This window comes from Prevotella sp. oral taxon 376, from assembly GCF_003043945.1.
GTDB lineage: Bacteria > Bacteroidota > Bacteroidia > Bacteroidales > Bacteroidaceae > Prevotella.
On the sequence record NZ_PYXG01000001.1, the window covers coordinates 1,615,715 to 1,641,324 of the forward strand.

General features: G+C 42.7%; 22 protein-coding genes, 1 other RNA gene and 2 pseudogenes. 11 read left to right on the forward strand and 14 right to left on the reverse strand.

Annotated elements, in window-relative coordinates; translation table 11 throughout:
- Window position 1: 1 nt before the first annotated feature.
- The 5 genes from C7120_RS07045 to C7120_RS07065 are packed head-to-tail and all read left to right on the forward strand — an operon-like array spanning window position 2 to window position 7,361.
- Window positions 2-3,190, forward strand: coding sequence for a DEAD/DEAH box helicase family protein (locus C7120_RS07045; protein ID WP_107620931.1), 3,189 nt, complete (start codon window positions 2-4; stop codon window positions 3,188-3,190).
- A gap of 4 nt (window positions 3,191-3,194) precedes the next feature.
- Window positions 3,195-4,838, forward strand: coding sequence for a class I SAM-dependent DNA methyltransferase (locus tag C7120_RS07050; protein WP_107620932.1), 1,644 nt, complete (start codon window positions 3,195-3,197; stop codon window positions 4,836-4,838).
- 8 nt (window positions 4,839-4,846) lie between these two features.
- A complete protein-coding gene (locus tag C7120_RS07055) occupies window positions 4,847-6,001 on the forward strand; it encodes a YhcG family protein (protein ID WP_107620933.1) in 1,155 nt (384 codons plus the stop codon).
- Window positions 5,998-6,786 carry an abortive infection family protein gene (locus tag C7120_RS07060; protein WP_107620934.1) on the forward strand — a complete coding sequence of 263 codons (789 nt, stop codon included), beginning with the start codon at window positions 5,998-6,000 and terminating at the stop codon, window positions 6,784-6,786. Before C7120_RS07055 ends, C7120_RS07060 begins: the two co-directional genes overlap by 4 nt.
- A gap of 11 nt (window positions 6,787-6,797) precedes the next feature.
- Window positions 6,798-7,361, forward strand: coding sequence for a restriction endonuclease subunit S (locus tag C7120_RS07065; RefSeq protein ID WP_107620935.1), 564 nt, complete (start codon window positions 6,798-6,800; stop codon window positions 7,359-7,361).
- Here C7120_RS07065 and C7120_RS14140 read toward each other — a convergent pair.
- Complete coding sequence (locus C7120_RS14140) at window positions 7,285-8,565, reverse strand: restriction endonuclease subunit S (protein ID WP_107620936.1); 1,281 nt, start codon at window positions 8,563-8,565, stop codon at window positions 7,285-7,287. The genes C7120_RS07065 and C7120_RS14140 overlap by 77 nt on opposite strands.
- Before the next feature lie 76 nt (window positions 8,566-8,641).
- Complete coding sequence (gene xerA, locus C7120_RS07075; RefSeq protein WP_107620937.1) at window positions 8,642-9,634, reverse strand: site-specific tyrosine recombinase/integron integrase; 993 nt, start codon at window positions 9,632-9,634, stop codon at window positions 8,642-8,644.
- A 55-nt stretch (window positions 9,635-9,689) separates the two neighbouring features.
- On the opposite strand from xerA, the pseudogene C7120_RS07080 reads away from it, so the two are divergent.
- Window positions 9,690-10,496 (forward strand): annotated as a pseudogene (locus C7120_RS07080) (restriction endonuclease subunit S); the annotation flags it as partial.
- On the opposite strand, the gene C7120_RS14145 reads toward C7120_RS07080, so the two are convergent.
- From C7120_RS14145 to C7120_RS07095, 3 genes are all read right to left on the reverse strand, one after another.
- Complete coding sequence (locus C7120_RS14145; RefSeq protein ID WP_107620939.1) at window positions 10,438-10,857, reverse strand: hypothetical protein; 420 nt, start codon at window positions 10,855-10,857, stop codon at window positions 10,438-10,440. The pseudogene C7120_RS07080 and the gene C7120_RS14145 sit on opposite strands and share 59 nt — an antisense overlap.
- 375 nt (window positions 10,858-11,232) lie before the next feature.
- The gene (locus C7120_RS07090; protein WP_107620940.1) at window positions 11,233-11,535 is read right to left on the reverse strand and encodes a helix-turn-helix domain-containing protein; all 303 of its coding nucleotides are present in this window, start codon (window positions 11,533-11,535) and stop codon (window positions 11,233-11,235) included.
- A 20-nt stretch (window positions 11,536-11,555) separates the two neighbouring features.
- Window positions 11,556-11,825, reverse strand: a complete 270-nt coding sequence (locus C7120_RS07095) for a helix-turn-helix domain-containing protein (RefSeq protein WP_107620941.1) — start codon at window positions 11,823-11,825, stop codon at window positions 11,556-11,558.
- Between the two features lie 318 nt (window positions 11,826-12,143).
- On the opposite strand from C7120_RS07095, the gene C7120_RS13765 reads away from it, so the two are divergent.
- On the forward strand, window positions 12,144-12,410 hold the full coding sequence (locus C7120_RS13765; RefSeq protein ID WP_146154209.1) for a hypothetical protein: 267 nt from the start codon (window positions 12,144-12,146) through the stop codon (window positions 12,408-12,410).
- Window positions 12,411-12,488: 78 nt separating this feature from the next.
- On the opposite strand, the gene C7120_RS07100 is transcribed toward C7120_RS13765, so the two are convergent.
- From C7120_RS07100 to C7120_RS07110, 3 genes are all read right to left on the reverse strand, one after another.
- Complete coding sequence (locus C7120_RS07100; RefSeq protein ID WP_107621428.1) at window positions 12,489-12,974, reverse strand: DUF1896 domain-containing protein; 486 nt, start codon at window positions 12,972-12,974, stop codon at window positions 12,489-12,491.
- A 76-nt stretch (window positions 12,975-13,050) separates the two neighbouring features.
- Entirely contained in the window at window positions 13,051-14,295 is a 1,245-nt protein-coding gene (locus tag C7120_RS07105; protein WP_107620942.1) for a site-specific integrase, read from the reverse strand.
- 4 nt (window positions 14,296-14,299) lie between these two features.
- Window positions 14,300-15,520 (reverse strand): site-specific integrase, encoded by a 1,221-nt coding sequence (locus tag C7120_RS07110; RefSeq protein ID WP_107621429.1) that lies wholly within the window; start codon window positions 15,518-15,520, stop codon window positions 14,300-14,302.
- A gap of 334 nt (window positions 15,521-15,854) precedes the next feature.
- Between C7120_RS07110 and C7120_RS07115 the strand changes: the two are divergent.
- The 4 genes and pseudogenes from C7120_RS07115 to ssrA all read left to right on the forward strand — a co-directional run.
- Window positions 15,855-16,229: pseudogene (locus C7120_RS07115) on the forward strand (helicase); the annotation flags it as partial.
- 679 nt (window positions 16,230-16,908) lie between these two features.
- The gene (gene ltrA / locus C7120_RS07125) at window positions 16,909-18,579 is read left to right on the forward strand and encodes a group II intron reverse transcriptase/maturase (RefSeq protein WP_107620234.1); all 1,671 of its coding nucleotides are present in this window, start codon (window positions 16,909-16,911) and stop codon (window positions 18,577-18,579) included.
- 1 nt (window position 18,580) lies between these two features.
- The gene (locus C7120_RS07130) at window positions 18,581-19,756 is read left to right on the forward strand and encodes a helicase (RefSeq protein WP_107620943.1); all 1,176 of its coding nucleotides are present in this window, start codon (window positions 18,581-18,583) and stop codon (window positions 19,754-19,756) included.
- Between the two features lie 85 nt (window positions 19,757-19,841).
- Window positions 19,842-20,240, forward strand: a transfer-messenger RNA (tmRNA) gene (ssrA, locus tag C7120_RS07135).
- Between the two features lie 221 nt (window positions 20,241-20,461).
- On the opposite strand, the gene C7120_RS07140 is transcribed toward ssrA, so the two are convergent.
- The 6 genes from C7120_RS07140 to C7120_RS07165 all read right to left on the reverse strand — a co-directional run bounded on the left by C7120_RS07140 (window position 20,462) and on the right by C7120_RS07165 (window position 25,546).
- The gene (locus tag C7120_RS07140; RefSeq protein WP_107620944.1) at window positions 20,462-21,373 is read right to left on the reverse strand and encodes a nucleotidyl transferase AbiEii/AbiGii toxin family protein; all 912 of its coding nucleotides are present in this window, start codon (window positions 21,371-21,373) and stop codon (window positions 20,462-20,464) included.
- A complete protein-coding gene (locus C7120_RS07145) occupies window positions 21,366-22,130 on the reverse strand; it encodes a type IV toxin-antitoxin system AbiEi family antitoxin domain-containing protein (protein WP_107620945.1) in 765 nt (254 codons plus the stop codon). Before C7120_RS07145 ends, C7120_RS07140 begins: the two co-directional genes overlap by 8 nt.
- Window positions 22,131-22,328: 198 nt before the next feature.
- A complete protein-coding gene (locus C7120_RS07150) occupies window positions 22,329-22,637 on the reverse strand; it encodes a helix-turn-helix domain-containing protein (RefSeq protein WP_107620946.1) in 309 nt (102 codons plus the stop codon).
- Window positions 22,625-24,691 carry a bifunctional DNA primase/helicase gene (locus tag C7120_RS07155; RefSeq protein WP_018910664.1) on the reverse strand — a complete coding sequence of 689 codons (2,067 nt, stop codon included), beginning with the start codon at window positions 24,689-24,691 and terminating at the stop codon, window positions 22,625-22,627. Before C7120_RS07155 ends, C7120_RS07150 begins: the two co-directional genes overlap by 13 nt.
- Window positions 24,688-25,080, reverse strand: coding sequence for a hypothetical protein (locus tag C7120_RS07160; protein WP_107620947.1), 393 nt, complete (start codon window positions 25,078-25,080; stop codon window positions 24,688-24,690). The genes C7120_RS07155 and C7120_RS07160 overlap by 4 nt, the downstream gene beginning before the upstream one ends.
- On the reverse strand, window positions 25,067-25,546 hold the full coding sequence (locus tag C7120_RS07165; protein ID WP_107620948.1) for a hypothetical protein: 480 nt from the start codon (window positions 25,544-25,546) through the stop codon (window positions 25,067-25,069). The genes C7120_RS07160 and C7120_RS07165 overlap by 14 nt, the downstream gene beginning before the upstream one ends.
- Window positions 25,547-25,610: the final 64 nt, after the last annotated feature.

A 25,610-nucleotide genomic window follows, 5' to 3' on the forward strand; every position in this document is an offset into this window, starting at 1 on the left:
TATGGAAGAAATAATATCAAAGTCGGTTTTCAGCGAAGACAGCAGAGTGAAATTTCCAACTCTTATGCACCTTATGGGCATGGGATTCAAGTATGTTTCCCTTAAAGGTCTGAAAACAAAGTATATCATTGCTCCTAAGACGGAGTTTGACCCTCTCACGAATATTCTGACAGACTATTTCACGGAAGCCTACAATAAGCTCAATCCAAATGTAGAAAACGGAACGGCTGGAAAGCTGCTTGCAAAAATACAGTCTTCACTAATGAATGATGATTTGGGACGACAATTCTATAATGAAATCCTGCTCAATACAGGTGAGCGAATTATAGACTTGTCCTCACCTGTAAATTTCTACAAGAACAATACTTTCCAAGTCGCTACAGAAATGACATGTGGCGATAAGGATAGTGACAACTATCGCCCGGACATTACCCTTTTTGTTAATGGGTTGCCTTTGGCTTTTATTGAAGTAAAGAAAGAAAACAATCATAAAGGAATACAGGCGGAAACTGACCGTATGAAACAACGCTTCGTAAATTCTAAATACAGGCGTTTTCTTAACCTTACCCAAATTATGGTATTCAGCAACGATATGGAATACGACAACAACGAGGTAACTCCAACTATCGGTGCTTTTTATGCCACAATCGGTAAGAAAAACACCAGATACAACTGTTTCCGTGAGGAAGGACAGGACAGCTTTCCCATAGAACGGCACATTCGGCAAGTAACCCTGCAAGAGGAGGAAATCCTGTTGCGTGACAACAATGTGCCTCAATACAAGAACAGCAGTGAGTACAAAACAAATTGCCTTGCCAATACCCCAACCAAGCGTATGTGCGACAGTCTGTTCTCTTTCAATCGCTTCCACTTTCTGTTGAAATACGGCATTGCCTATGTGGATTACACAAATGGACTCCAAAAGCATATTATGCGCTATCCGCAACTGTTTGCGACCAAAGCCATTGAACGCCATTTGGAAGCTGGAAAGACAAAGGGTATTATTTGGCACACGCAAGGAAGTGGCAAGACTGCCTTGTCTTTTTACAACGTAAAGTATCTGACGGACTATTATTCCTCGAAAGGGATTGTTCCCCAATTCTTTTTCATTGTTGACCGTTTGGACTTGATGATACAAGCCCAAAGAGAGTTTTCATATAGGGGGCTCAAAGTCAATTCGGTGCAAACAAAAGATGATTTCGCAAAGATTATCAGCAGTGGATTGACCACACAGAACAGAGAGGGCAAGCCAGAGATAACCGTCGTGAATATACAAAAGTTTTCCAACGACTCAAAGGCTTTGCCAAAGAACGCCTATAATGTCCCTGTGCAGCGCATCTACTTCATTGATGAGGCGCACCGCAATTACAGTCCTGATGGATGTTTCCTGAAAAATCTTATATCCAGCGACAGCAATGCTGTGAAAATAGCTTTGACGGGTACACCTATCATCAGCAAGGAATACAACACGAAAAACATTTTTGGAGATTACATACACACTTATTTCTACAATGCCTCCATTGCGGACGGCTATACGCGTCGCCTGATACGGGAAGATATTGGCTCCAATTACAAAATCAGGTTGCAAGAGGCTTTGAACAGCATTCGCGTAAAGGCTCATAGCGTTAAGGAAAGCGATGTATATGCACACAGAACATACGTTCAGCCACTCCTTGACTATGTGATAAATGATTTGCAGCAGTTTCGTATCAAAAACGAAGACAACACTTTGGGTGGTATGGTGGTATGCAACAGCAAGGAGCAAGCGCAAATGATGTACAGGCTTTTCCTTGAAAAGTATGCCGATGAAACCGAACTTGACAATGAAAGGGACGAGGATGGAGCAACGGTATATCGCAGTATTAGCGCAGGAGAGATGGAGATCAAGAAGACCCCTTGCAGAAAAAGCTGCTATCGTGCGGCACTGATAACCTATGACAGTTTTGACAAGGAAACAAGAGCAAAGTGGATAGAACTTTTCAAAGACGGTAAGATAGATTTGCTTATTGTGTTTCAAATGCTTCAAACGGGTTTTGATGCACCTCGTCTAAAGAAGCTCTACCTGCACCGTATGGTTAAGGAGCACAACCTGCTCCAGACGCTGACCCGTGTCAATCGACCTTACAAAGAAATGAAGTATGGCTATGTGGTGGACTTTGCCAACATAGAGGAGGAATACAGCAAGACCAACCGAGAATACCAAGAGGAGCTTGAGCATGAGGTAGGGAAAGACAACCTCAAGCATACCGACCGGCTTCTTGTAACTATGGAGGAAGCCAAATCAAGAGTTGATGAGGCAAGAAAAGTGCTTGACCCCTACGAGTTGGGGAATCCTGAGATATTCTCCCGACAACTCAACATGGAGGACGACCGAGAAGTGGTCCGCAGCATTGTGCGTTCACTTGAAGATATGCGCAGCTTGCAGAATATGCTTACCGCACAAGGTTCTGAGGCAGAGGCTGTCGTTGAAATTAGTGACATCCACAACTTAATAAAAGCTGCCCGAAATCGTTTGGACTTGCTGGGCTTTATTGATAATGCTGACAAGAAATCCAATACTCGCCAACTTCTTAACGTGGCTTTAGAGAACATCGAGTTCTCCTTTGAGAAACGGGGAGAGGGAGAGTTGGAGATACAGGAGCAATACAGGCAGTCGGTAGAGCATGCACGTAGACAGTTGCAAGCATGTATGGATACCGAAGACCCTGAATACCGCTCCATTTTGGAAGAGTTTCTCAGACTTTTCCGCAGGAAGGAAATGGAATCACAGGAAGAGTTCAATATGCACGATAAAGTCCAGAATGTCAATGATATTTTGAAGCGCATCAAGCGATTGAACGAGCGTGATGCCTTGGAAGCCATTAAATATAATGGTGATACAAAGTTCGTGCGAGTGGAGAAACGCCTGAAAGAAAAAGACAAGGAAGAGATTGAGCATAAGACATCGCCTCGTAATTATGCTTGGACAGAAGAAAAAGAGAAAATGACCGTTATCCTCCTTGCCATCAAGGATGATGTGGATGATGTGTATTTCCATAATCAGGCAATACTTGAAGTACCCGCTTACTTCAAGAGAAACATACTTACATATGTTACACGCCATTTCAAAGAAGGGCAAATCAACACCGACCGTGAAGTTCGGAAATATGTAAGTGAGGTTATCAACAGAGAATACCAAGTAACAAGATAAAAACATGAGCAATATAGAAGATATAAAACAGCAAACGTATGCTCTTATTGACAGATTGAAGAGTACTACAACCAATAACGGCTTGGCAGGAAGTGGCAACGAATATGTAGTCATCGTAGAAACTTTCCTTTATAAGTTCCTCAACGACAAGTTTATTTACGAGGCAAAGAAAGAAAAGCCTGATTTGGCAACGGCTGATGATTTCTTTGCGGCTTTGGATGCTATGACCGAAGATGAATACGAGGAAATGTGCGACAGTATGTTTGACACTATCATTCTGAAAAAAGAACATCTGATACCTTTCCTTGCCAAAAGGCAGAATGAGGATAAGTTTGCGGAGCTGTTTGATTCCACATTGGAGAGTATCGCCAATGAAAATGAGGAGATTTTCTATATTCTCAATGAGGACGAAACGAGAATATCCATTATGAAGCCTATTTCAGATGTGGTGTCTGGTGGTACGAACAAGAAAAATGCTTTCTGTCGTTCACTAATTGGCGATGTAGCAAGTTTCTCCTTCGAGAATGCTTTTGAAGCAGGCTATGATTTCTTCTCTACGATATTCGAATACCTTATCAAGGATTACAATGCCAATGGTGGGGGTAACTATGCTGAATACTACACCCCTCACTCCATTGCCGCAATCATGGCAAAACTGCTTGTTGCCCCATCTGAAGATGTGAGAAGTGTTACCTGCTACGACCCCTCCGCTGGAACGGGTACATTGGTTATCGCCTTGGCTCATGCTATAGGTGAGCAGAACTGTACGGTTTACACACAGGACATCAGCGACAAGTCTTCTACGATGATGATGCTGAACCTGATACTCAACAGCATGAGCCACTCGCTCACACATGTCATACAGGGCAATACATTGAAACACCCGTTCCATAAGAACGAGGATGGATCTTTGCGGAAGTTTGACTATATAGTCAGCAATCCACCTTTCAAACTCGACTTCTCCGACTATCATAGCGATTTGAAGAACGACACCTATAAGGGCCGTTTCTTCGCTGGGGTGTCCAATATCCCCAACAAGAACAAGGCGGGGATGGAGATTTATCTCTGTTTCTTCCAACATTTGCTTTACAGTCTGAAAGATGATGGCAAAGCGGCTATCGTTGTCCCTACGGGATTCATCACAGCCAAGAGCGGTATCGCTTACAAAATTCATAAGCATTTGGTAGATGGAGAAAAATCTATTTTGCGTGGCGTTGTGAGTATGCCAAGTAATATCTTTGCCAATACAGGAACAAATGTAAGCGTTGTTTTCATTGACAAGTCAGGAGTGGATAAACCTGTATTGATAGATGCAAGCAAGCTTGGAGAGACTATTAAAGACAATGGCATACAGAAAACAAAATTACGTGCAGAGGAAATAGATAAAATCGTAGAAACTTTCCGCAACAAAGAAGCCGTAGAGGATTTCTCTGTTACACCTTCATTTGACGAGATTAAAGAAAAGGGCTATAGTTTCTCCGCAGGTCAGTATTTTGACATCAAGATTGACTATGTGGATATTACCGAAGAAGAATTCAAGGCTCGCATAGCTTCTTTCCGTCAGACGCTTACAGAACAGTTTGCCGAAAGCCACAGGCTTGAAAACGAAATCATGCGCCAGTTGGATAGTTTGAAATTTAACGAGTAAAATAGATTATGGAGCAACATCATATATCACAAGCATACGAAATTGCGGCTGAAACCATAAAGAACGCTATTCTGCAAGGACAGTATGAAGCAGCCAAAGGTGTTAATCGCATTCAGTTGGCAACCTATTTCAGTGTGGGCAAATATGTTTCGGCTAACACTCGACAAGGAGTTTGGGGGACCGGTGCATTGGAAGCTATAAGTACCCGATTGCGCCAATTACTGCCAGGACTGCGAGGATATTCAGCAGATAGTCTTAAACTGATGCGTATCTTCTATGAAGAATGGAAAGAATTGGATGCTACATCTGTGGAAGCCGAAGAAGAAAAGGATAAATCGTTAATTGCGATTCACGATTTAGATAATACCGAAGATTTCCAGTTGCCAATTCGTGAATTGCAATTCACAAATTCGGCAGGTTTTCCAATAGACGATTTTTTCAAGGTTCCATTCACCCATCACTCACGTATTCTTGCCAAAGTTAAGTCGTTTGATGAACGTTTGTACTATATCCATCGCTGTGCCGAGGAACACATGTCAGTGGAAACTCTGAAGAAGGCGATGGCTAACGACGACTACCACCATCAGTCCGATATACCCAACAACTTTACAGCCACTATCAGTAAAGGAGATTTGGCACGTAAGGCGGTTATGGCGTTTAAGGATGAGTATCTGCTAAACTTCATCAATGTTGAGGAAATAGGAGAACGTGATGCCGCGGATATAGACGAGCGTGTGGTGGAACAGCAAATCATCCACAATATCAAGAAGTTTATTATGACCTTTGGGCACGACTTTGCGTTTGTAGGCAATCAATATCGTATGGAGATATATGGCGTGGAGCATTTCCCCGACCTCGTATTCTTTAATCGAGAACTCAATGCTTTGGTTGTAATCGAATTGAAAACAGGAGAGTTCAAAACCTCCTATCTTGGACAGCTCAATGCCTATCTTGCCATTGCTGACGACAAGATACGCAAACCGCATGAAAACCCAACGATAGGCATTGTGCTTTGCCGAAGCGCAAACAAGAATTACGCAGAGTATATGGTGCGCCAATATGACAAGCCTATGGGAGTGGCAACCTATAAGACATCCGCAGAAATGCCTGAGAAACTGCGTAAAGCTCTGCCAAGTATTGACGAATTAAAGAAATTGCTATGATTGAAAGTATCTCTCCAAAATATCAAATGGATATTGTTCAAAAGATAAATGACAGCCTATTTAAACAATTTACAAGTTATGAAAATGTGGAAGCATATCTGAATAAATGGCATCAAGAGGAACACGATGATTTTAATTATTTCTGGGAGAACTTCCACATATACTATAGAGACGAGGCAAAAAAGAAAATTGATGCTTCAAAGACACTCCATAATGTTGATGGCGAAACATTACTGAAGATTGCAATTGATTTGGGGATAGAAACTCCTGATTATATCCCAAGCGTACCAACTTTCAAAAATGAATTAAAGTCCAGTTATGAAACAGCAAGCCTAACCTTTGAAAAGGCATTTAGAAATGTAGAGACAGATCCAAGCCTTGCTATCGGATTAGCAAATTCAGCTCTTGAAAGCATTATTAAGGAGATTCTGAAGGATTCAAGAATAAATGTAACATGGGGTGAAAAAGAGACCCTGACAAAACTCATTGGGAATATCTGCAAGGCATTCGGATTGCAGAGTAATGAGAATCTCCCCAAAGAGATAAAGACTTTAGCCAGTTCTCTAATAAATGCAGGGAAAGCGATAGAGGATTTACGTAGCGATAAGACGGAATTTCATGGAAAAACTGATGGAGATTTAATGATTAAAGATGCAGTATATGCTTACTTTGTCGTCAATGCAACAACCACTGTTGGTTTATTTCTCCTCAATTTCTATAAATCTAATTATCCACCAGTTGATAATAAGCCTGAGGCGATTTCTGATGACGGGCTTCCCTTTTAATCTAAACGACAATGAAGAAATCTAAGCTCGGAGAAGTTTTATCTATCTCATCCATGTCTGTAATCCCACAAGCAGGAATAACTTATAAACTCTATAGTCTGCCTTCTTTTGATGATGGTCAAGAGCCTGAAACTGCAGGAAGTGAAACTATTCAAAGTAATAAATATGTAGTACCCACTCGTTGCATTCTTTTTAACAAACTGAATGTTCGATTTAAGCGTATATGGAGAATTAATAATAATATTCCCAACAAATTGTGTTCTACAGAATTTCTACCATTGGTAATAAATGAAGATCTTATAGATTATCAATACTGCTACTATTTGTTAGCATCTGATTACTTGACTAATTACCTTTGCGGAATAAATAGCAATACATCAGGAAGCCATAAACGCATCAATCCGGATATATTGCTAAGTGTAGATGTTGCTCTCCCAACATTGAATGAGCAAAAACGCATCGGATCCATGCTCGCAAATCTCGACCGTAAAATAGAAATCAATCGTGCGATAAATCATAATTTACCGACACTTGACCGTTCATTAGAAGTGGCAAGAATGCGTCTCGCTGCTTAGATAATTGTTGTATTTCTTCTTGTAGTTTGACCATCTGTGCAAAGATGGGAGATATTCGTTTCTCGAATTTGTCTACAATGTCTTTGTTATCAGGAATGGCGATTGTACTTTGCTGTAGATGGTCTTGCGTAATATGCCCCATCGTTGTTTTTCTCGCTTCTGCCATTTTCTTGAAGACATCCACGTAATTCAAAAGTTGAAAGTAGTAAAATGACTTTGGGAAGTCATTAGCAGATGTAACCTTAAAGATGTGCTGATTAAGTCCGCCAAGACCACAAGCCCAAAGCATAACTTCCAATGATGCTGACCATGAAAACAGCACATCGCCATTATATACCTTTACCGATTCGGGTATATTAGGCGAGACTTCTTCTGTATCAGAAGATATGCCATCGTGCATTTCCCGTATTTTGATAACAGGCAATGGTACTTCGCCATCTTTCGGTCTGAACTTCTGGCAAGCTAAGCCATTGGTAAATGTTGCAATCTCAAAGAGATTTCCACAATGCCATTCCTCTGGTATTTCACGCTTCAACTTCTCATTCCACACCATCTTTCCACCGCTACTTTTGTACGGCTTGCCCTCAGTGTTGGGAAAGTCGAACTGCACAAACCAATAATCGTAAAGCTGCTTTGCTATCGCTTCTAAATTATGATTTAGCGCACGATTAAGGGTAATTTTCTCATCAAAAGTTTCTAAGCAGTTGGCTATGGATATTTGCTTTTTAATTGGATATGGCTCAATCTCTATGGCAGAGAGGGCTATATCCAATTGGAGGTTCTTTATACCTGATGTTTTCCCTTCAAAGTTAAAAAACACACCACTATTATACAGATACTGCCAATATTGATAGATAAAGAATGAGTTCCATCCCTCTTTTACTCTAAAAGCAACGCAGAAATTAGAACAAACAACATCCTTTGATGCGGAGAGCAGGGCTTGAGAGATATACACGGCACGTCCTGTTGATTGGGTGGGGCTTCCTCCTGATTTCTCTATAACAATATCTCCTACCTGTAGCAATTTCTGTTGAAATGAGTGCTCAGAGACATAACGAAGGGGAATATTGGCAAATTCATTGTTACTTATGGGCACGATGTCTGCTCCTCTCACGCAAGAAACTGCATGAGGGGCTTCTAAACTTGGAGACTCATTGCCCCAATCTCCTGCTATAAAAACATCAATAATCTCTGATAACTTCATTTTTGCTCCTATTTTACTGCAAAGATACAGTTCCCAAAGCAAAATGGCGAAGAAATCAAAGATAAAATGCCAACTATCAGCCTATATACTTTCGGTGTGCCATTTTTACATTTACTTGATTTACCATAGCGTAATGTAGGGTAGTATCAATCTTTACATGTCCTAATAGCCGCTGCACCTGTTCAATAGGCATTCCTTTGTCAATAGCCATCGTAGCTAAGGTGCGACGAAACTTGTGCGGATGCACCTTGTTCAGCCCTGCACGCTTACCAAGTTGCCGTAAACGTGTTTCTACCCCTCCTATAGTCAGCCTGTTGTGGGGTAAGGACAGAGATACGAACAGGGCAGGGTTCTTGTCTGTTCGACTTTCAAGATACCGTTTAAGATGTATTTTTGTCCGTGCGTTAAAATAGACTTCTCTCTCCTTGTTGCCCTTGCCAAAGACAACACATTGGCGTTCGTGAAAATCTATGTCTTCACAGTTCATCTTTACTAACTCGCCTACACGCATCCCCGTAGAGGCCAGCAAATCTATCATCGCCAAGTCTCTGATTTCACAGCAGGTATCACGCAACACCTCCATGTGTTCATCGCTTATTATTTCTTTGACAAGGCTTTCAGTACGCACTTTGTGAATACGGCGTACAGGGCTTTTAGCGATATAGTCTTCATCCTCCATCCACGCAAAGAAGCTGGAAAATATGCGTCTCAGGTTGTCTATCGTAACTCTGCTTGAGTCACGTTCTTCTTGATAGCGAGCAAGATAGGAGCGAATGTCGTTTGTTTCGAGTTCACCTATTCGTTTTTGTTCACTTCTCAATAAGGCTTCTATGGACGATTGGTAATAGCACAACGTTTTATCTGAACAACCCTCTATTTTCTTGGCAGAGATAAAGGCTTGCAGTAGTTCACCATTAGCTTGCTCTCGTTGTTGCTCTTCACTTTCAGCTGGCATCATTACCACTTGCTCAAAGGTGGTTTTCAATACTTCTCGCAATCTTGTTTGTTGCCTTATATCCAAAATATTAGACATCTCGGCAAGAATGTTCTCTATTATTTTCTCTTTCATCTAATTATTATTTTGGTGACATACCATAATAACGAAAACTTCGGAGAACATAGAAAGATTAAATCATAATTTAGAAGCCCTTGCAAAGCAACTATATGACTACTGGTTTGTGCAGTTTGATTTCCCAGATGAGAATGGAAAACCATACAAATCCAGTGGTGGCAAGATGGCTTGGAATGAGAAACTAAAACGAGATATTCCATCTTCATGGGCTGTTAAGACCATAGATGATGTTGTAGAAGTGTATAACGGCGCAACACCGTCGACCGCCGACGAAGAAAACTACGGTGGTGATGTCGTTTGGATTACACCAAAAGACTTGTCTAATCAACAGCAAAAGTTCATATATCAAGGGGAACGTAACATTTCTAATAAAGGTTACGAATCATGCAGCACCCATCTTCTTCCATCAAATACTGTATTGATGTCAAGTAGAGCCCCCATTGGTTTGTTGGCTATTGCAAAAACAGAATTGTCTACCAATCAGGGCTTCAAGAGTTTTGTTCCCAAAAACGATAATGAAGCGACTTATTTGTATTATTATATACAAGCTCACATAAAACAGATTGAGCAATTAGGCACAGGAACAACTTTCAAAGAGGTTTCTCGCGAAGATGTTTTGAAGTTCCCAATTCTAAAACCTAATGATGAGCTATTAGACACATGGGAAGAAAGAATTTCTGCCATCAATGATAAGCAGCTGGAGATTCAGAAGGAAAATGAAAATCTAACTAAGCAGCGCGACGAACTGTTACCATTGCTGATGAATAATCAGGTGTCGCTAAATTATGATTTATCAGCCTTCAATTCTGTCTTCTCTCAAACAATTCTGTCAATTGCGCGGCTTGCTGTTGCAGTCTGATAAGAGCTTGGGAATAGGTTTCGAGTTTATCTAGCATTCGTTGAGCAGTGGCGATAGAATGATAAGCATTGAGGACTTTCACGGCTTCATTGTAAAGTATACCTATCTTATTCGTCAAGGCAACGATTTTCGAAAGCCTCTCTAAGTAAGGAGCTGCCAAGGGGGTTTCTACGATAACCTTAAAAGATTCTCCCAAGAGTCTTGCTCGGACAAAATCACTTTTTGATGCAGCACCAGACCTTCGGTAGAGGTCTAAAACTTTCTGCTGGTCTTCAGAATTAGGTATCCTGATGTGCCATCTGTCCCATCGTGGGCAGGTGGCACGTCTGCTATCGGGCTTCTTGGATTTCTGTCTTTTCATTGTTTTTAATCACAACTTTGGAGTGATTTAATCCCCCTTCGGGGCAAGGGTCTTTGTGGGACAAATGGCAATTTGTGGGACAAAGACACACCTTGCTGTAGCAAGAAATGATACATTTGTAGTTGGTATTACCTACTGATATTTTCTGACCGAAGTTCAGACTTGACGACTTATTAACTTATCGACCTGTCGAACAATTGATCTATCGACCATTCGACTTATTAACTTCTTGACTTATCAACTGAGTTAAGTCTGTAATTTGGTCAGTAAGTCAATCTTGACCAGAGTTAAAACTAACTTACTGACCATTTGAATTCTTGACTATACCCTTGACTTCGGTTATGACTGCTTGCGACACATTTTGTCTTATTAGCCTCACTTCTTTGGTATTGGGTAATAGTGTTTTTCAAGCATGGCTTGTATGTCGCTCTGCTTGTAGAGTATCTTTCCCCCGATTTTGCAGTAGGCAATCGTACCATTGTTCCGATAGTCCTGAAGTGTGCGAGGACTCAACCGTAAAAGTTTGCAAACCTCCTCGCCTATAAGGTAGACCTCTCCGCCCAACATCGGACGTACTGTGGCGCAATAACGCTCCAATTTCTTCAATGTACCCTCCATCAGTTGCGAAAATATCTGCATTTGTGGGGCTTGCTGCGTAATAATTTCATTCTCTTCCATAGTTCATTCATTGTTTGAGTTCATTCATTGTTTGCGTTCAGTAACTCCGTGATGTCGCTCTCCTTGTAATAACACTTGTGTCCAATCATTGAAAAAGGGATTTTTCCCGTATCTCGATAGGATTGCAGGGTACGTTTGCTGATGCCCAAACGCTTGCACACGGCTTCGTTGTCGAGCCATTGCTCGGTCTCTGGCGGATTGCCGATGAGTTGTTCGATACTGTGGATAAAGTCTGCAAATTCGGAGTGGTGTCGCTCCCACGCTTTGCGGTCGATGATAATGAGTTTCATTGCCTTAATTTTGTTTTGATTACTTTATTGTTACTCGGCAAACAAACTGTTATGCAGTCCATTGCCGTACTTATCGAGTGCAAAAGTAAACCCTCGGAAGCACCGCTGCAAGAAATGAGGATAAGCAGGGAAATAGAGAGAAAACAAGAGAAAAGCCAAAGGAAATCCATCTGTGTTATTGCGGTAATGAGATGAGGTGCCGGCTCGTTCCTTTTATTATTTTTGTTGTTTTATCGATGAATCAATAGTTCGACAAATCGAGATGTCGAAGTGTCGATAGATAGTTTTATCGATAGATTATTTTGACGATATATAGTTTTGACAACAGATAGTCATGACAACAAATTGTACAAACAACAGATTGTCCGTATTATCGTCAGTCCTATCTGTTGTTGGTTGTTACGCTTTGCGTCCAAAGAGCCTGAGTATGCCGTTTTCTTGTCGTGCTTATACTCTCTTACGGCAGCCCTGCCCTGCAAGGTTGGGAGAGATGAATACGACCGCACGGATATTGAATATGGCAATACCAACTTGAAACAGAAAAATCCTGCGGTGGAGATTCTTCTCTCCATCCGCAGGACTTGACCTTGTCAGGGCAGATTGGCTACCGTTGTACCTTTGCACGATAAGAAACGGCTTCAGGGACTTTGCGTATGCCTTCGCTTACAACGTCTTTTGGCTTACCTCCTCCGTCTGACCGACTATTGGCAGATGATTACTCTTGGTGAGCAGCACTATCGTGCCTGTGAGTTCGGTGTAAAGACGGTCGTATTGCTCGTCAGAAGCCAATGTGTCCGTCAAACCGAACTTGTCGAATATGGTTTGAATAGCCTTGTTCGACAACAGTATAGGTACGAGTTTCTCTGGGAGCGGTGCAGGCAGTTCCCTTTCAAACTCGTTCTCCAACACAGATACAAGCGTATCATACTTGGAAAAGTGCAAGCCCTGATACAAGACTTCGCTTGCCATGCTCTCCGCTTCGGGGTGCGTGAAGCCTTGCGCCACGGCATCGCAGTAAGCTGTGAGAGCCATATCTGCCCGTGCGGTGATAAACTCCGTATCTTGCAATCTCTCGGGGTGATGCTCACTCATATAGCTTTCCAATTTCAATCGAAAGTAGGAAAGTTCCTGTTTGTTGTTCTCTTTCATAATCGTTTGGTTTTTAATCGTGAATAATAAATGTTTGGCAATTACTTCCTTTTTATGCTTGTTGCTGCACTGCACTCTACCTTGCGATTGACTCACAATAGCCTTCAAAGGCTGAATGCTCTCTATCGGTGAGTGCAGTCATATCCTCCTGTATCTTGTGGTCGGTTATTTTTCCGTAGATTTGTGTCGTACCGATATTGCTGTGTCCGAGCATCTTGCTGAGCGTTTCCATCGAAATACCATTGGAAAGGCAAATCGTGGTTGAGAATGTGTGGCGAGCCATGTGAAAGGTCAAGCCCTTATCTATCCGGCATATCTGCCCGATGTTCACACATGCAAAGGATGCTTTCCTTATTGTGAGATTGGGGAATATCAAGTCGTCCGCTTTCTTATCCTTGATATAGAGCGAAAGGATTTGTTTGGCAATGGGCAGAAGTGGGATAATCGCTTCCACATTGGTTTTCTGCCTTTTGATGCGGATTTCCTCCGTACCGTCTGCATTATGGATGATGTGTTTCGGCATGAGCCGTTGCATATCTACACGAGCCAAACCGGTGAAGGCACAGAAAAGGAAGAGTTGTCTTGCTCGCTCGAATTGTTTGTCAATGATGGGTGTTTGCAATACCCGCTGCAATTCTTCCGTTGTGAGATACCTGCGTGTGCGGTGTGGGAGTTCTGCCTTGTAATCCGCAAACGGATCAATGCGGATACACTTCTTCTGCTGACCGATGCCGATGAGCTTTCTTAGGAAGATGACCACAATCTGAATGGTGGCAAGAGAGAGATTGCGTTCTGATTTGAGGTAGAAGTCCAGCCCCTCAATAAAGCCATAGTCCAACAGAGAGTAACGAATATCCTCTAATCCTAAGCGTTCACGCAGATAACCCTCTATGAGTTGTGTGGCATAGATGTAGTTGGCGAAGGTCGGCTTGGCAACCGTTATTCCCACACAAGGACGCTTTTCCTCAATAAATAGTCGGGCTTCCTCCAAAAGAAAACCTTTGGGCTTGTCTTCTTCCATGAGTTCACGCTTCAGAACTTCAGCCGTGATATAACCACGTTGCCAGACTATTTCTTGGTACTTGCCTTTGGCTTGTTCCTCTTTGGTTTGCAAATAGCGGTTGATTTCCTTTGTTTCTTCGCTCGTTCCCTTGCACCGTCCCTTGCGACTGTCCCAAAGTTCGGGAGCGGTTTCCTTTCCCGTGCTGTATTGCACCTGCTCACCGTCTATGGTGATGCGCCCCATAATCGGGCATTTGCCGTTCTTTTTCTCTTTGGAGCGGTTGATATAAAAGAGTGTCTTGAATGTGCTGCGTGCCATAAGTTCAAAGTTTTAAGGTGAATGTATCTTGTATTCGTTGCTGTACTTTCTGCATATCCCGATGGATTCTCTCGGAGGAAACCACTGCATAGACTTGTGTTGTTCTCAGGTTGGTGTGTCCGAGCATACGGCTCACCGTTTCGATAGGTACACCTGCCGAGAGTGTGATAAGCGAAGCAAAGGTGTGCCTTGCCATGTGAAAGGTCAGCGGAGTTTCCATACCGATGTTTCTCTGTATGTGGTGCATGCCATTATGGATGACGTCAGTAGTAGGGACATCAAATACAAAGCCAGCCCTTGTTCCTCTATATCGATTCATGATAGTCAGTGCAGGGGGAAGTACTTGTACACGATACGGAGTCTTGGTCTTCATTCGTCTGCCCTTGATGCAGAGTTCACCTTCTTCCGTGACGATGTTTTCTTCCCGAAGATTACGGACGTCGGAGATTGCCAGCCCTGAAAAGCAGGAGAAGACGAACAAATCACGGACAATACGATAGTTTTCCCATTCAATCTCTAACTCGATGATGCGCTCAAGTTCTTCCTTCGTAATGCTTCTCGGCTCGCCCTTTGGTCGCTCGTAACTGTAGCCCAAGAACGGATAGAAGTCGAGCACACCTTTCTTTACCGCCATGCGGACTATAGTCTGCAAGGTGGATAAGGTACTCGATATGCTGCTGCGTTTCTGTTTGCGGTCGATAGTGAGATAATACTCGAAGCCCTCGATAAAGGTTTTGTCCAACTGTGAAAGGGGAATATCGCTTACCTTGTGCTTCTTTTGTACATACTCACGGAGCAGGGAGAGTTGGTAGGTACGGAGTTTGAACGTCTTCAAGGCTCGGTCAATACCTATACGCTCCTTAGTCTGTGTGAGATACTCCCCGAAACTCTCCAAAAGCAGGGCTTGGCGGTGGATTTGCCCCTGATAGGCATCCCTCACGTCTGTGGCGGTAAAGCATTCTCCTCTTTCACTGAGTTCGTGAAAGCGTGCGTGGATGAGTGCGGTGCATTCACCGAGTTTCTGATTGACGGACACCGCCATTGCACTCTTGCCGATGAGCCGTTGCTTACGGCTGTCCCATAGAGCGATCGGAGTCTTGCACTTGGTGGAGAAGCCCGAATGGGTTCTACCCACCGAGATACGCCCGATGACAGGCACAAGCCCTTTCTTGTCGGTTCGTTTCGCCTGAACGAAGAACGATACCTTCAGTTTGTTTTCCTTCATTTTTTTCTGTCGTTTTTTCAAAATTTCCTTTGCTTGCAAAGGTACAGATGAATAAGTGTTCATGAGCGATGCAGAAAAATGAAAGATGAGGAATAAACACCTAAAAGACAACAATTTACATTCAATCCGTAACCCCTTTTTGCTTTTTCCTTGATGGGTTACGATTTGGTAACGGAACTCCTGCTGTTTGATGCTCGTTTTCGCTTACCATCAAAACAGTAAGAAAATGCTAAATGATACTATTTCAAATAGTTACATTCCCTATAATTCCTCCTGCTTCCCTTAATTCTTAATGACTGATTATGCGCGCAAGATGAGCCTTGATTTACGCATGATTGATGAAAATGGGTACTCAGATCATATCGACAACAAGGCAAGTCATTGTGCGAAACTCTTGAATGACTATTATCAGAAGTACGATGCACAGAAAGGGACGCAGTTCGTTTTCTCTGATTTAGGGACTTACAAGCCCGGCGGAGATTTCAATATCTATTCGGAGGTAAAGCGTAAATTGGTGGAAGATTATCATATCCCGTCCTACGAGATACGCTTCATTCAGGAGTGCAAGAATGAGAAAGCCAAGAAAGCGATGGTCGAAGCAATGAATCGTGGAGACATCCGTATCATCTTCGGTTCTACTTCCATGCTCGGCACGGGTGTCAACGCTCAGCAGCGCGCAGTTGCTATTCATCATTTGGACACGCCTTGGGTGCGACATGAAGTCGCATAGATAATTGTTAGAATGATACTTACGAGTATCAGCTTTAACCCGCTGTTCCGTCAGCGGTAGCCTACCGACCAATGCACCTTAATGTTGTATTAAGCGGTTGGGACAAAGTACACTTTCCGAAAGGACAAGACAGAACCGTGAGGGAAAGTCAAGTGCGGTTAGTATCATACCGCAGAGTGGCGAGGCTGGATAGTATGGTTAGCGTAAGCGAACTGTTAGTAAACTTCGTAATGTCGTAAATGAGTGTAAGATACTGGTACACTCTTCCCAAAAGGGAAGCGGTCAGTTAATCCTCTCCATGGTAGGATTACACGGATATAAGCACCGCCGGAGGATGAGACAGAACCTAACCTATCCGTTAGTTATCTATGTGGAACATGGTAAGCCTGTATATCTCCTGTCATGTCAAAGTGGCAGGTAAGCTGACAGCAATGGAAGCTGAACGGTGTGCAGGTATAAGATAACAGAAAAAGCGAATGCCGTTCTGTAATGGAACGGATACGGATTGAGCCGACATCACGAGTTGATTTGGGCGACATCACCCGACACGAAAGTGGGCAGACTTCTGTGACAATATTCGGGAGGCAAGATACCCGACTGTTGTCTAATGGTAATTCTTTACAATTAACTTTTAGAACTTTCAAAAGAAGGAATGCAAATGAACGAAAACAAAACATCGTGTGCACCTGCTGACAATCAGCTGACACTTTGGGACAGCATAGACTGGACCAAGGCAGAGTTGGCTGTCAGAAAGCTACAAGCACGTATTGTAAAGGCTCAAAAGGACGGCAGACACAATAAGGTGAAAGCCTTACAGTGGACGCTGACCCACTCTTTTTACGCAAAAGCCTTAGCCGTAAAGAGAGTAACTTCTAACGGAGGTGGCAACACCCCTGGGGTTGACATGGAGACATGGGATAAACCCGAAACAAAAATGCAAGCAATAAACGACCTCAGACGCAGAGGCTATCAGCCGAAGCCCCTGAGAAGAGTTCACATCAAAAAGAGCAATGGCAAACTGCGCCCATTGGGAATACCGACAATGAAAGACAGAGCCATGCAAGCACTCTACCTCATGGCATTGGAACCAGTGTCCGAAACTACAGCCGATACTCGTTCATACGGGTTCCGCAAGGAACGCCGCTGTATGGACGCTGTAATGCAATGCCATAATATTCTCCGAAAAGGCTATTCTCCCGAATGGATTTTGGAGGGTGACATCAAAGGATGCTTCGACCATATCAGCCACGAATGGCTACTCGCCAACATCCCTATGGACAAGGCGATGCTCCGCAAATGGTTGAAATGCGGCTATATCTTCAACAAACAGATGTTCCCGACGGAGGAGGGTACACCACAAGGAGGTATAATCTCCCCGACGCTTGCCAATATGGCATTGGATGGATTGCAGAAAGTTCTCGCAGAGAGGTATAAAAGAAGAACCATAAAAGGGAAACATTATTCCCCCATGGTGAATTTGGTACGCTATGCCGATGATTTTATCATCACCTGCGAGAACAGGGAAACGCTTGAGAACGAAATCAAACCATTGGTTGCCGAATTCATGGCTGAAAGAGGTTTAACCTTATCAGAAGAAAAGACTGTGATAACCAATGTCCGTGACGGGTTCGATTTTCTCGGTTTCAACATCCGCAAATACGGTAATGAAATATTGACCAAGCCGACCAAGAAAGCCGAAAAACGCTTTATGGAGAATATTCGTAAGGTGATAAAAGGCAACAAGGGTTGCAGGCAGGAGTCCTTAATCAGAATGTTGAATGCTAAAATCCGAGGATGGGGAGCATACTATCAGCATGGCGCAACGCGTGATTCCTTTCACAGAATTGACCATCAGATATTCCTCTCCCTATGGCAATGGGCTAAACGTCGCCACTCCAAGAAAGGAAAGCGATGGATTAAAGACCGCTATTGGCATAATATCCGAGGTAACAGTTGGACTTTTGCAGCCAAGTTCAAGAAATCAAATGGAAAGGAAGACCAACTAGCACTGTTGACTTTGACTTCCTCGTTCCCCTTTCTGCAATATACGCAGATAAAAGGAGATATGAATCCGTTTGACGTGGACTGTCGTTTATACTTCAACCAAAGAATGAAGTCGAAAATGCTTGTTTCACTGAAAGGGCGTAAGTCTTTGCTTCACCTATGGGAAAAGCAGGGTAGAAAATGTCCAATATGTGGTGAGCCGATAAACACGCACAAGGCATGGAATGTGATGCCTACCGTCCAAAACGGACGAAAATGCAACCTATTGGTTCATGACGAATGTTTCAAATTATCCCGCAAATCCAATGACAACAACAAGAAGTAATATGAGCCGGTCTCTATATAAGAATAGGGATTTAGAAAAGCTTGAGCCGTATGAGGGGAAACTCTCAAGTACGGTTCTTAGGGGGGAAGAGGGCAGTAATGCCCTTGACCTACCCGATCGACCTTCTGATTTGGAGCAACGTAACGGACGAGCCGTGCGCAAGGGCAATTTGATAGCCAAAGAATTTGCAGACAACAAGGTCGATGTGATTATCTATGCCGTGGAACGGTCGCTGGACAGCTATAAGTTCAATTTGCTTCACAACAAGCAGCTTTTCATAAACCAGCTCAAGACAAACACTTTGGGCAGCCGTACCATTGACGAGGGCTCGATGGACGAGGATAGCGGTATGAACTTTTCAGAGTATGTTGCTGTGCTATCCGGTAATACAGACTTGTTAGAGAAAGCCAAACTCGACAAGAAGATTGCCACGCTGGAATCCGAGCGTAAGAACTTCCTCCGTGAGCGTGATGCAGCAAACGGCAAGTTGGCAGAGATTGAGAGTTCAGTGTCCTTCCATTCGGACAAAATCAAAGAGGCACAGTCAGACTTAGCTCTATTTGAGCAGCGTCTAGAACGTGATACCGATGGGCAGCCCATTAACAAACTGACTATCAAGGGCGTGGAAGACAGTACCGACATCAAGGCCATTGCTGCCCGTCTGCAAGAGATTGACGAAAAAGCATGCACCAAAGGAGAGTACAACAAAATCGGTGATGTTTATGGTTTTTCCATAATGGTCAAGACGGAGAGTACTTCCAAAGACTTGTTCGACTGTTCGGTGAACCGCTTCTTTGTAAAAGGGCAGGAGAGTATCTACTATACCTATAATAATGGTAAGTTGGCTACCGACCCGAAACTTGCGTGCGAGAACTTCGTTAATGCCTTGGAGCGTATCCCGAAAGTGATAGAATCCCATGAGAAGGAGCGAGAAAAGATTTCTGCAAACAAGGAAATCTATACCGCTATTGCCAATGGCTCATGGAGAAAAGAGGACGAGCTTCGCTCGCTCAAAGGGCAGTCGGCAGAGCTGGACAGAAAAATCACTTTGACGATTACTGCGGACAAAGAAGGAGGTGAAGAACTCTCCCCAAAATCAGACTTGCAAAATCCTCCTGATACAGTTTCAGAACACAGTGCAAAAGAGACAATAGTACGTCATAAAGTAAGATTTTGAATCTAAAAGAATAAATTTGCAACAAAATTATCGAATCTCATTCAGCAAATTCAGAAATAATATGTAACTTTGCAGAACATACCGAGGGCTTGTATGGATTTGACGGCAAGATGAGATGGTATGTAAGCATGCGGAGGCTCGACGGCTACCTCCTAAATCTGAGTGGCCAAAAAATTAATTGGCGAAAACAATTACGCTCTCGCTGCCTAATCGAAGCATAGTAGATTACTGGCTTTATTGCGTCACCAGGTGATGCGACGAGACACTGCTCCAAGGATGTTGTTCCGAATCTAAGGGTCAAGCGGTGCAGGTAAATCGGAAATAGTTTGTGTATGCCTCGATGCATAGATGAAATTTAGAGGATAAGGTGTTGGTTGGTGGTTCAGGTCTTGCCAACACTCGAAAACAGAAGGCTGAAATAAGCATGTAGAAAGCATATGGTTTCCTTGTGCGGACCGGAGTTCGACTCTCCGCAAGTCCACTAAAAGAGAGGACTATTAGTTGTTTTTAAGCAGCTGATAGTCTTCTTTCTTATTATGCTCTATTCAGAGATCCATAAGATTTTGAAGTTTTAATACACCGAAAAGGGACTGTATCGACAAAGTACACAGCCCCATTTCCCCTTTTTAGAGTGCTAATAAAGCGACAAAGGTCCTTATCGGCACTATTTACGTTGCAAAGGTAGTGTTTATATTCGGATTATACCTACATCATTTTTTCAAAAAAAGTTTTGAGTTTATCAATTCCTTCTTGAAACTTCTTTTGATTTTGCTTTTTTAGTTTCTCGATATTGAGCAGTTTCCACTGTACGGATGGGTATTTGCTCAAATCACCAGCACAACATAGTTCCCATTGCGGGGAGCCTTCTTCAAAAGAAATGATGAAGTCTTTGTCCTCATCGGTAAGGCAGGCATTTACCTTTCTGATAATGTCGTTACGCGAGGACTCATAATCCTTATAAGTGAAAGGAATATCGGTCATTCCTTTGAACTGATGTTCAAGAGCCTCCTCCTGATTAATGTCATTAGGACAAAGTGATTCTATGATGGGTTTGTCGCTTCCCAGTAAGCACAGAAACAAACCGTCTTTTACTTCATCCAATGTTTCGTCTTTCATGTACTTGCAATCAAACAAATCACGTGGGTGTTGGCGACTGAGAGCAGCCGCTATCTTACCTCCATATAGTTGTGGATAAGGTACGATGCGTGCCTTACAGTTAGCTTGAAACTCATCTTCCGCCTTTGGGCAGAGGTTCATTACTTCCGCTTCTCCAAGTATGCCACGTTTGGTGCCATTCACTTCGATTTTCACCGTAGTGCCATTGTATGTGCATTGCAGTTTCCATACATCTGTTTTATGTACCACATGTATTCCCGGTACGGCTCGTTCGATGCTCGTTTTCAAGTCTTGAAGATTCAGATTGATATGTTCCAAGCTCGTTGAACGCGCCTCCAAGGGAATATAGGTAAGATCTATATCCACAGAATACCGTGGCATGTTCTGATGAAACAAGTTGATAGCCGTACCACCATGTACGGCAAAATCTTTGATTCTATAAACCAAGGGCATGATGCGTACCAATAGTGCCACTTGACTTTTATACTGATGATTATTCATAGTCGTTCAATTCTCTGGGGATTGTCATTTTATACTTACTGAGATATACCCCCGACTTTACCAACTGCAATTTTGTAGTTCCCAAATCTATCCTAGATAAGTCTAATTCTTCAAACCAATAATGGTTTGCTTTTTCTGCCATATATAAGAATAGGCGCTTCATCTTATAGTTCTTGGTTGTTTCCAATAACGATTGAACAACCTCTGAACGCAATGTTGTTAGCTGTTCCATTATATAGTACAAGTCCATGTAGTTGTATTGCCGCGGCGATAGTAACAAGCATTCCATAAAAGCCTGTTCTGGAGTAGACGCGAGTAAATTCCAATCTAAATAAGACAAAGTCGTTATTTGTGCTTGCATAAATGCGTCTGTTTTGAAAAAATGAAAATCACGGTCGAATACGTTAAGCTTCATCCATTGAGGCATTCTCTCATTGGTAGCAGTTATCACCAGCAATGGCTTACCCATTGGCACATAATGATTGAAGCCCCATAACTCTAATGCAGAATGAGCAGCTATACGGAACTTCTTTCCTAACTGTTCATTAAACGACTGCAATGCACCATAGGCAGATAGGTTATCTCCAGTACGGTACATTACACCTCTACATAGAGGTGTTAACCATCCCGATATGCGGTATCTTTTCAATAGCTGACTGGAATATCCTCGTCCTGTTAGCCATTGAGCAAACAACAATCCGTTTTTTTGTCCTAATTGGAGCATTTGGTTGATTTTGTTACCTGTAGATACACTCATAGTTTACTTGCTTGTATTTATTCCAACCGCAAAGATAAGCAAATCATTTCAAATAATAGCTTATTGGTTGAAAATAATTCCCATAAATAAACTAATAGTTGATTTACTGTCCTAAAATTTAACTATCTTCTTCATATTCATGTCTATTTTAAGATGTGCCATAAGTTAGAATTCGGCAATAAACAAATTGCTTGTTGATCACCAACATTCTCGTTTATGAAGCATATCGTCTATCTCGTCACGAAGAAACAGCAGTCTACCATTCGCTTTGAGATATGGGATCTTTCCTGCCCATACCCAATTGTAAATGGTTTTCTGCTCTACTTTGAGAATCTTCGACACGTCGATTATGTCAAGATACTCTGGTTTAAGAGGCGGATGAATAGTTGTGTCAACAGATTGCTCTTTCATCACAAGCAGTTGGTCGAGTTTGCTCTCGACAGCTCTCAAGCTGTCAAACAATCGCTTGCACCAATCGTTCTCTGTTGTCTGTTCTAAGTATGGCATAGCTCACCCTTTTGATAGTTACCACTTGCGTCCTGCGACAATATACACTGCTCTTTCATATAGGCAATGTACTTCTTTGCCGTTCGGTCTTTGATTTCCATTTCACGCATCAATACGTCACATAGTTCTTGATATGAGAGTCTTAGCTTGGTATGGAAAGCTGATTTTACAACAGCCAAAAGTTCATCCGTCTTACGCTTTTCTTTATCCTCTTTCGACTTCTCTCCACGATAGACGTGCATATCCGCATCTTTGTCCCAGCCGAAAAGCATCATCGGCACATCGAGCGGACTGCCGTCACGCACCTTCAGAGCTTTTACAACCGAATATTCAGGGTTATCGTCTTTCTCTATGGAGAGAATACCTGCTGCCTTGCGCTGTAATTCGGAACCAATATGTCCACGCAACTTAATACCGTTAGGGACAAAATGGAGCACACAGATGATGCAAGTATTATAGATTCCTGCCAAACGATAGAGTTCATCCACAATGGCTATACTCTCCGTTTCGTCATTGGCAGATCGTATCAAGTCTGCAATGCCGTCAATTACCACAAGATGTATTCCTCCGTGCTTATGGTGAAACAAGTCCATACTCTCACGAATAATTTTCAATCTATCTTTACGAGAAAGTGAAGCCAAATAAAGAGAATGGTAGAACTCTGGTACAGACGTGACTCCTGCCCGACGAAGTGTCTTCCCCAAATTCTTATGCAACTGTGCTTCTGATTGCTCTGTGTCGTAATGGAGTACAGCTAATCTTTTGGGGTTGGCGGTTACCTCCAATCCCAAAGTTTGTTCTGGTTGTAAGCGTTCTGCACCAAGAGTACCGGCAAGAATGGCAGCAATGTAGTTGCTTTTGCCTGTTCCTTCTCCGCCAGTGATGCAGAACAGATTATCCTGTGTACCGAGGGGTACGCCGTTTACTGCTACCACCGACTTCGAGGCATCGGGAGGATTGTCATAGTCTATTTCACAAGATTGCAATATCATCATCGTCTGTGCATACATTTGGGTAAACATATCAGAAAGCAGTGCCTTTAAACCTTCCGAACCATTGCCTAAGGCAAAGTAATCGGAAATATCCTTTTCTGTTTTTGTGCCTTGTAAGGGCAATGTTAAGTGAAGCACCTTAAACTTGGATAGAGCTTCGACTTGTCGTTTAGTTTCTCTTAATCCTGTTTCATCCGTATCATACAATATAATTAGATGTCGAAAACGGAGCAATAGTCCCTCAATGATATTCTCTGGTATCTGTGCTGTCTCGCTGTTGAAACAGATGGCATTGAATCCATGAGCCGAGAGTGAAAGCACATCCTTCTCTCCCCCCGTAATGAATATCATATCGCCTTTGCAGGGCAACTGCTCAAAACCAAACACATAGTCATCCACCTCCTTGCCTCCATAGAGGAAGCGCAATTTACTATTGGGACGATAAACTTTCACAAACCTGCCAAGGCAATAAGCAAACATAGGCTCTTCTCGCGTAGAAACAAGTGAGAATGGCTTGCCCTGACTTGAAACGGATTCATAGCGTGCTAATGATTTAACATGGAAGCGTAGCAAAGTCCTGGTATCAATGCCGTATCGTCGCCAATAATTTCGTTCCTCTTCTCCAAAGGGCTGTTCGATATATGTAAACCACTTCTCGCTTGTCATGGAAGTATTAAGGTCGGGTGGAGGTAATATAGGCTGCTTTGAAGGTTTTATTAAGACAGGTCGCTTATTACCGTATTCTTTTCTTTCTTCAAGACGAATATTGAGTTGTAAATCTCTGATGATTGTTTCAAGAACATTCATAAAATCTTTTCTCACGTCCAAACCGAGCATAGTTGCAGCAAACCAGAAACAATCACCTGAGTAGGCGTCATTGCCAAAGTCCTTCATGCGGTAGCAGCCAGACTTATTATCGAGGTAGATATTGCATGATGCACGCCTATCGTCATACAATGGATTACGGAAGTTGCGCTTGGGTACAAAGTTGATGGGCATGTAGAAGCAGAACACCTCCAGTCCTTTGTTCGTTCGGCTTAGTATTTCTTCTTTGATGTTCATAATTCTTCAAATAAGGTTTGAGAATCCCCCATGTAGCCTTTAAGGACACCATCTTTGTAGGCGTTCAGACGTTGTAATGCCTCCAAGCGGCGAAAGCCCTTGAATGTAGCCCTGCCCGTCTTTACCGAAAGGTAGAGTCCCTTGAATGGATAGACCACATGATTACTTGATACATATCGGTAAGGAATAGAGTTAGCCTCCCGCCATCTGGCAAGTGATGCCTTTGATATACCAAGCAGATGCAAGACATCTGCCGTACTTAACTCTATTTTCTCTTCTAATACAGAGTAGTCACGCTTTAGCTCTCTGATAAAGCAGGCTATCTGCCTGAACTCTTCGCGAAGAGTTTGAAGCTCATCCATTAGGGAGCGTGTTTCATGGTTTTCCATCATCATTAAGTAAGTTTTGGCAAAGTTCTACAATAGCTGACAGAAAGGGGTTCATCAGGTTCTCCTTGTCGTGTCTTGTTAGATGCCCTTTGAACTCTTCCATGAAGTTCACTATCTTCATTCCATCACTTGGCATAACCTTCATTAAAACCTTGATCAGTTCATCCAGTTTAATTGTTTCATAAAGATTCTTCACATGGGCTTTGGGTTTGGTCATCGACTCTATGGTTCCCAAAGGCAGATGTATGATTAGAACTTCTTTTCCTAAACCTGCTGCACATTTCCGATATGTGCTGATTCTGATGTCCTTTTCCATTTTGCAAGCCTTTAGGAAATTTGAATACTCGATGCTACTTGTATGAGCAGCATCTTTTGCATTGACGCATGAAAGAGCTAAAGTTTCAAGCGTAGGACAACCGATGTACAGGTGTCCCTTTTGTTCTGAGTTGCTGTTTTTGTTTGCCATAATACATTGAACTATAATGATTATGGCTGCAAAGTTCCTAATGAAATGAGCTTTTAACGGAATA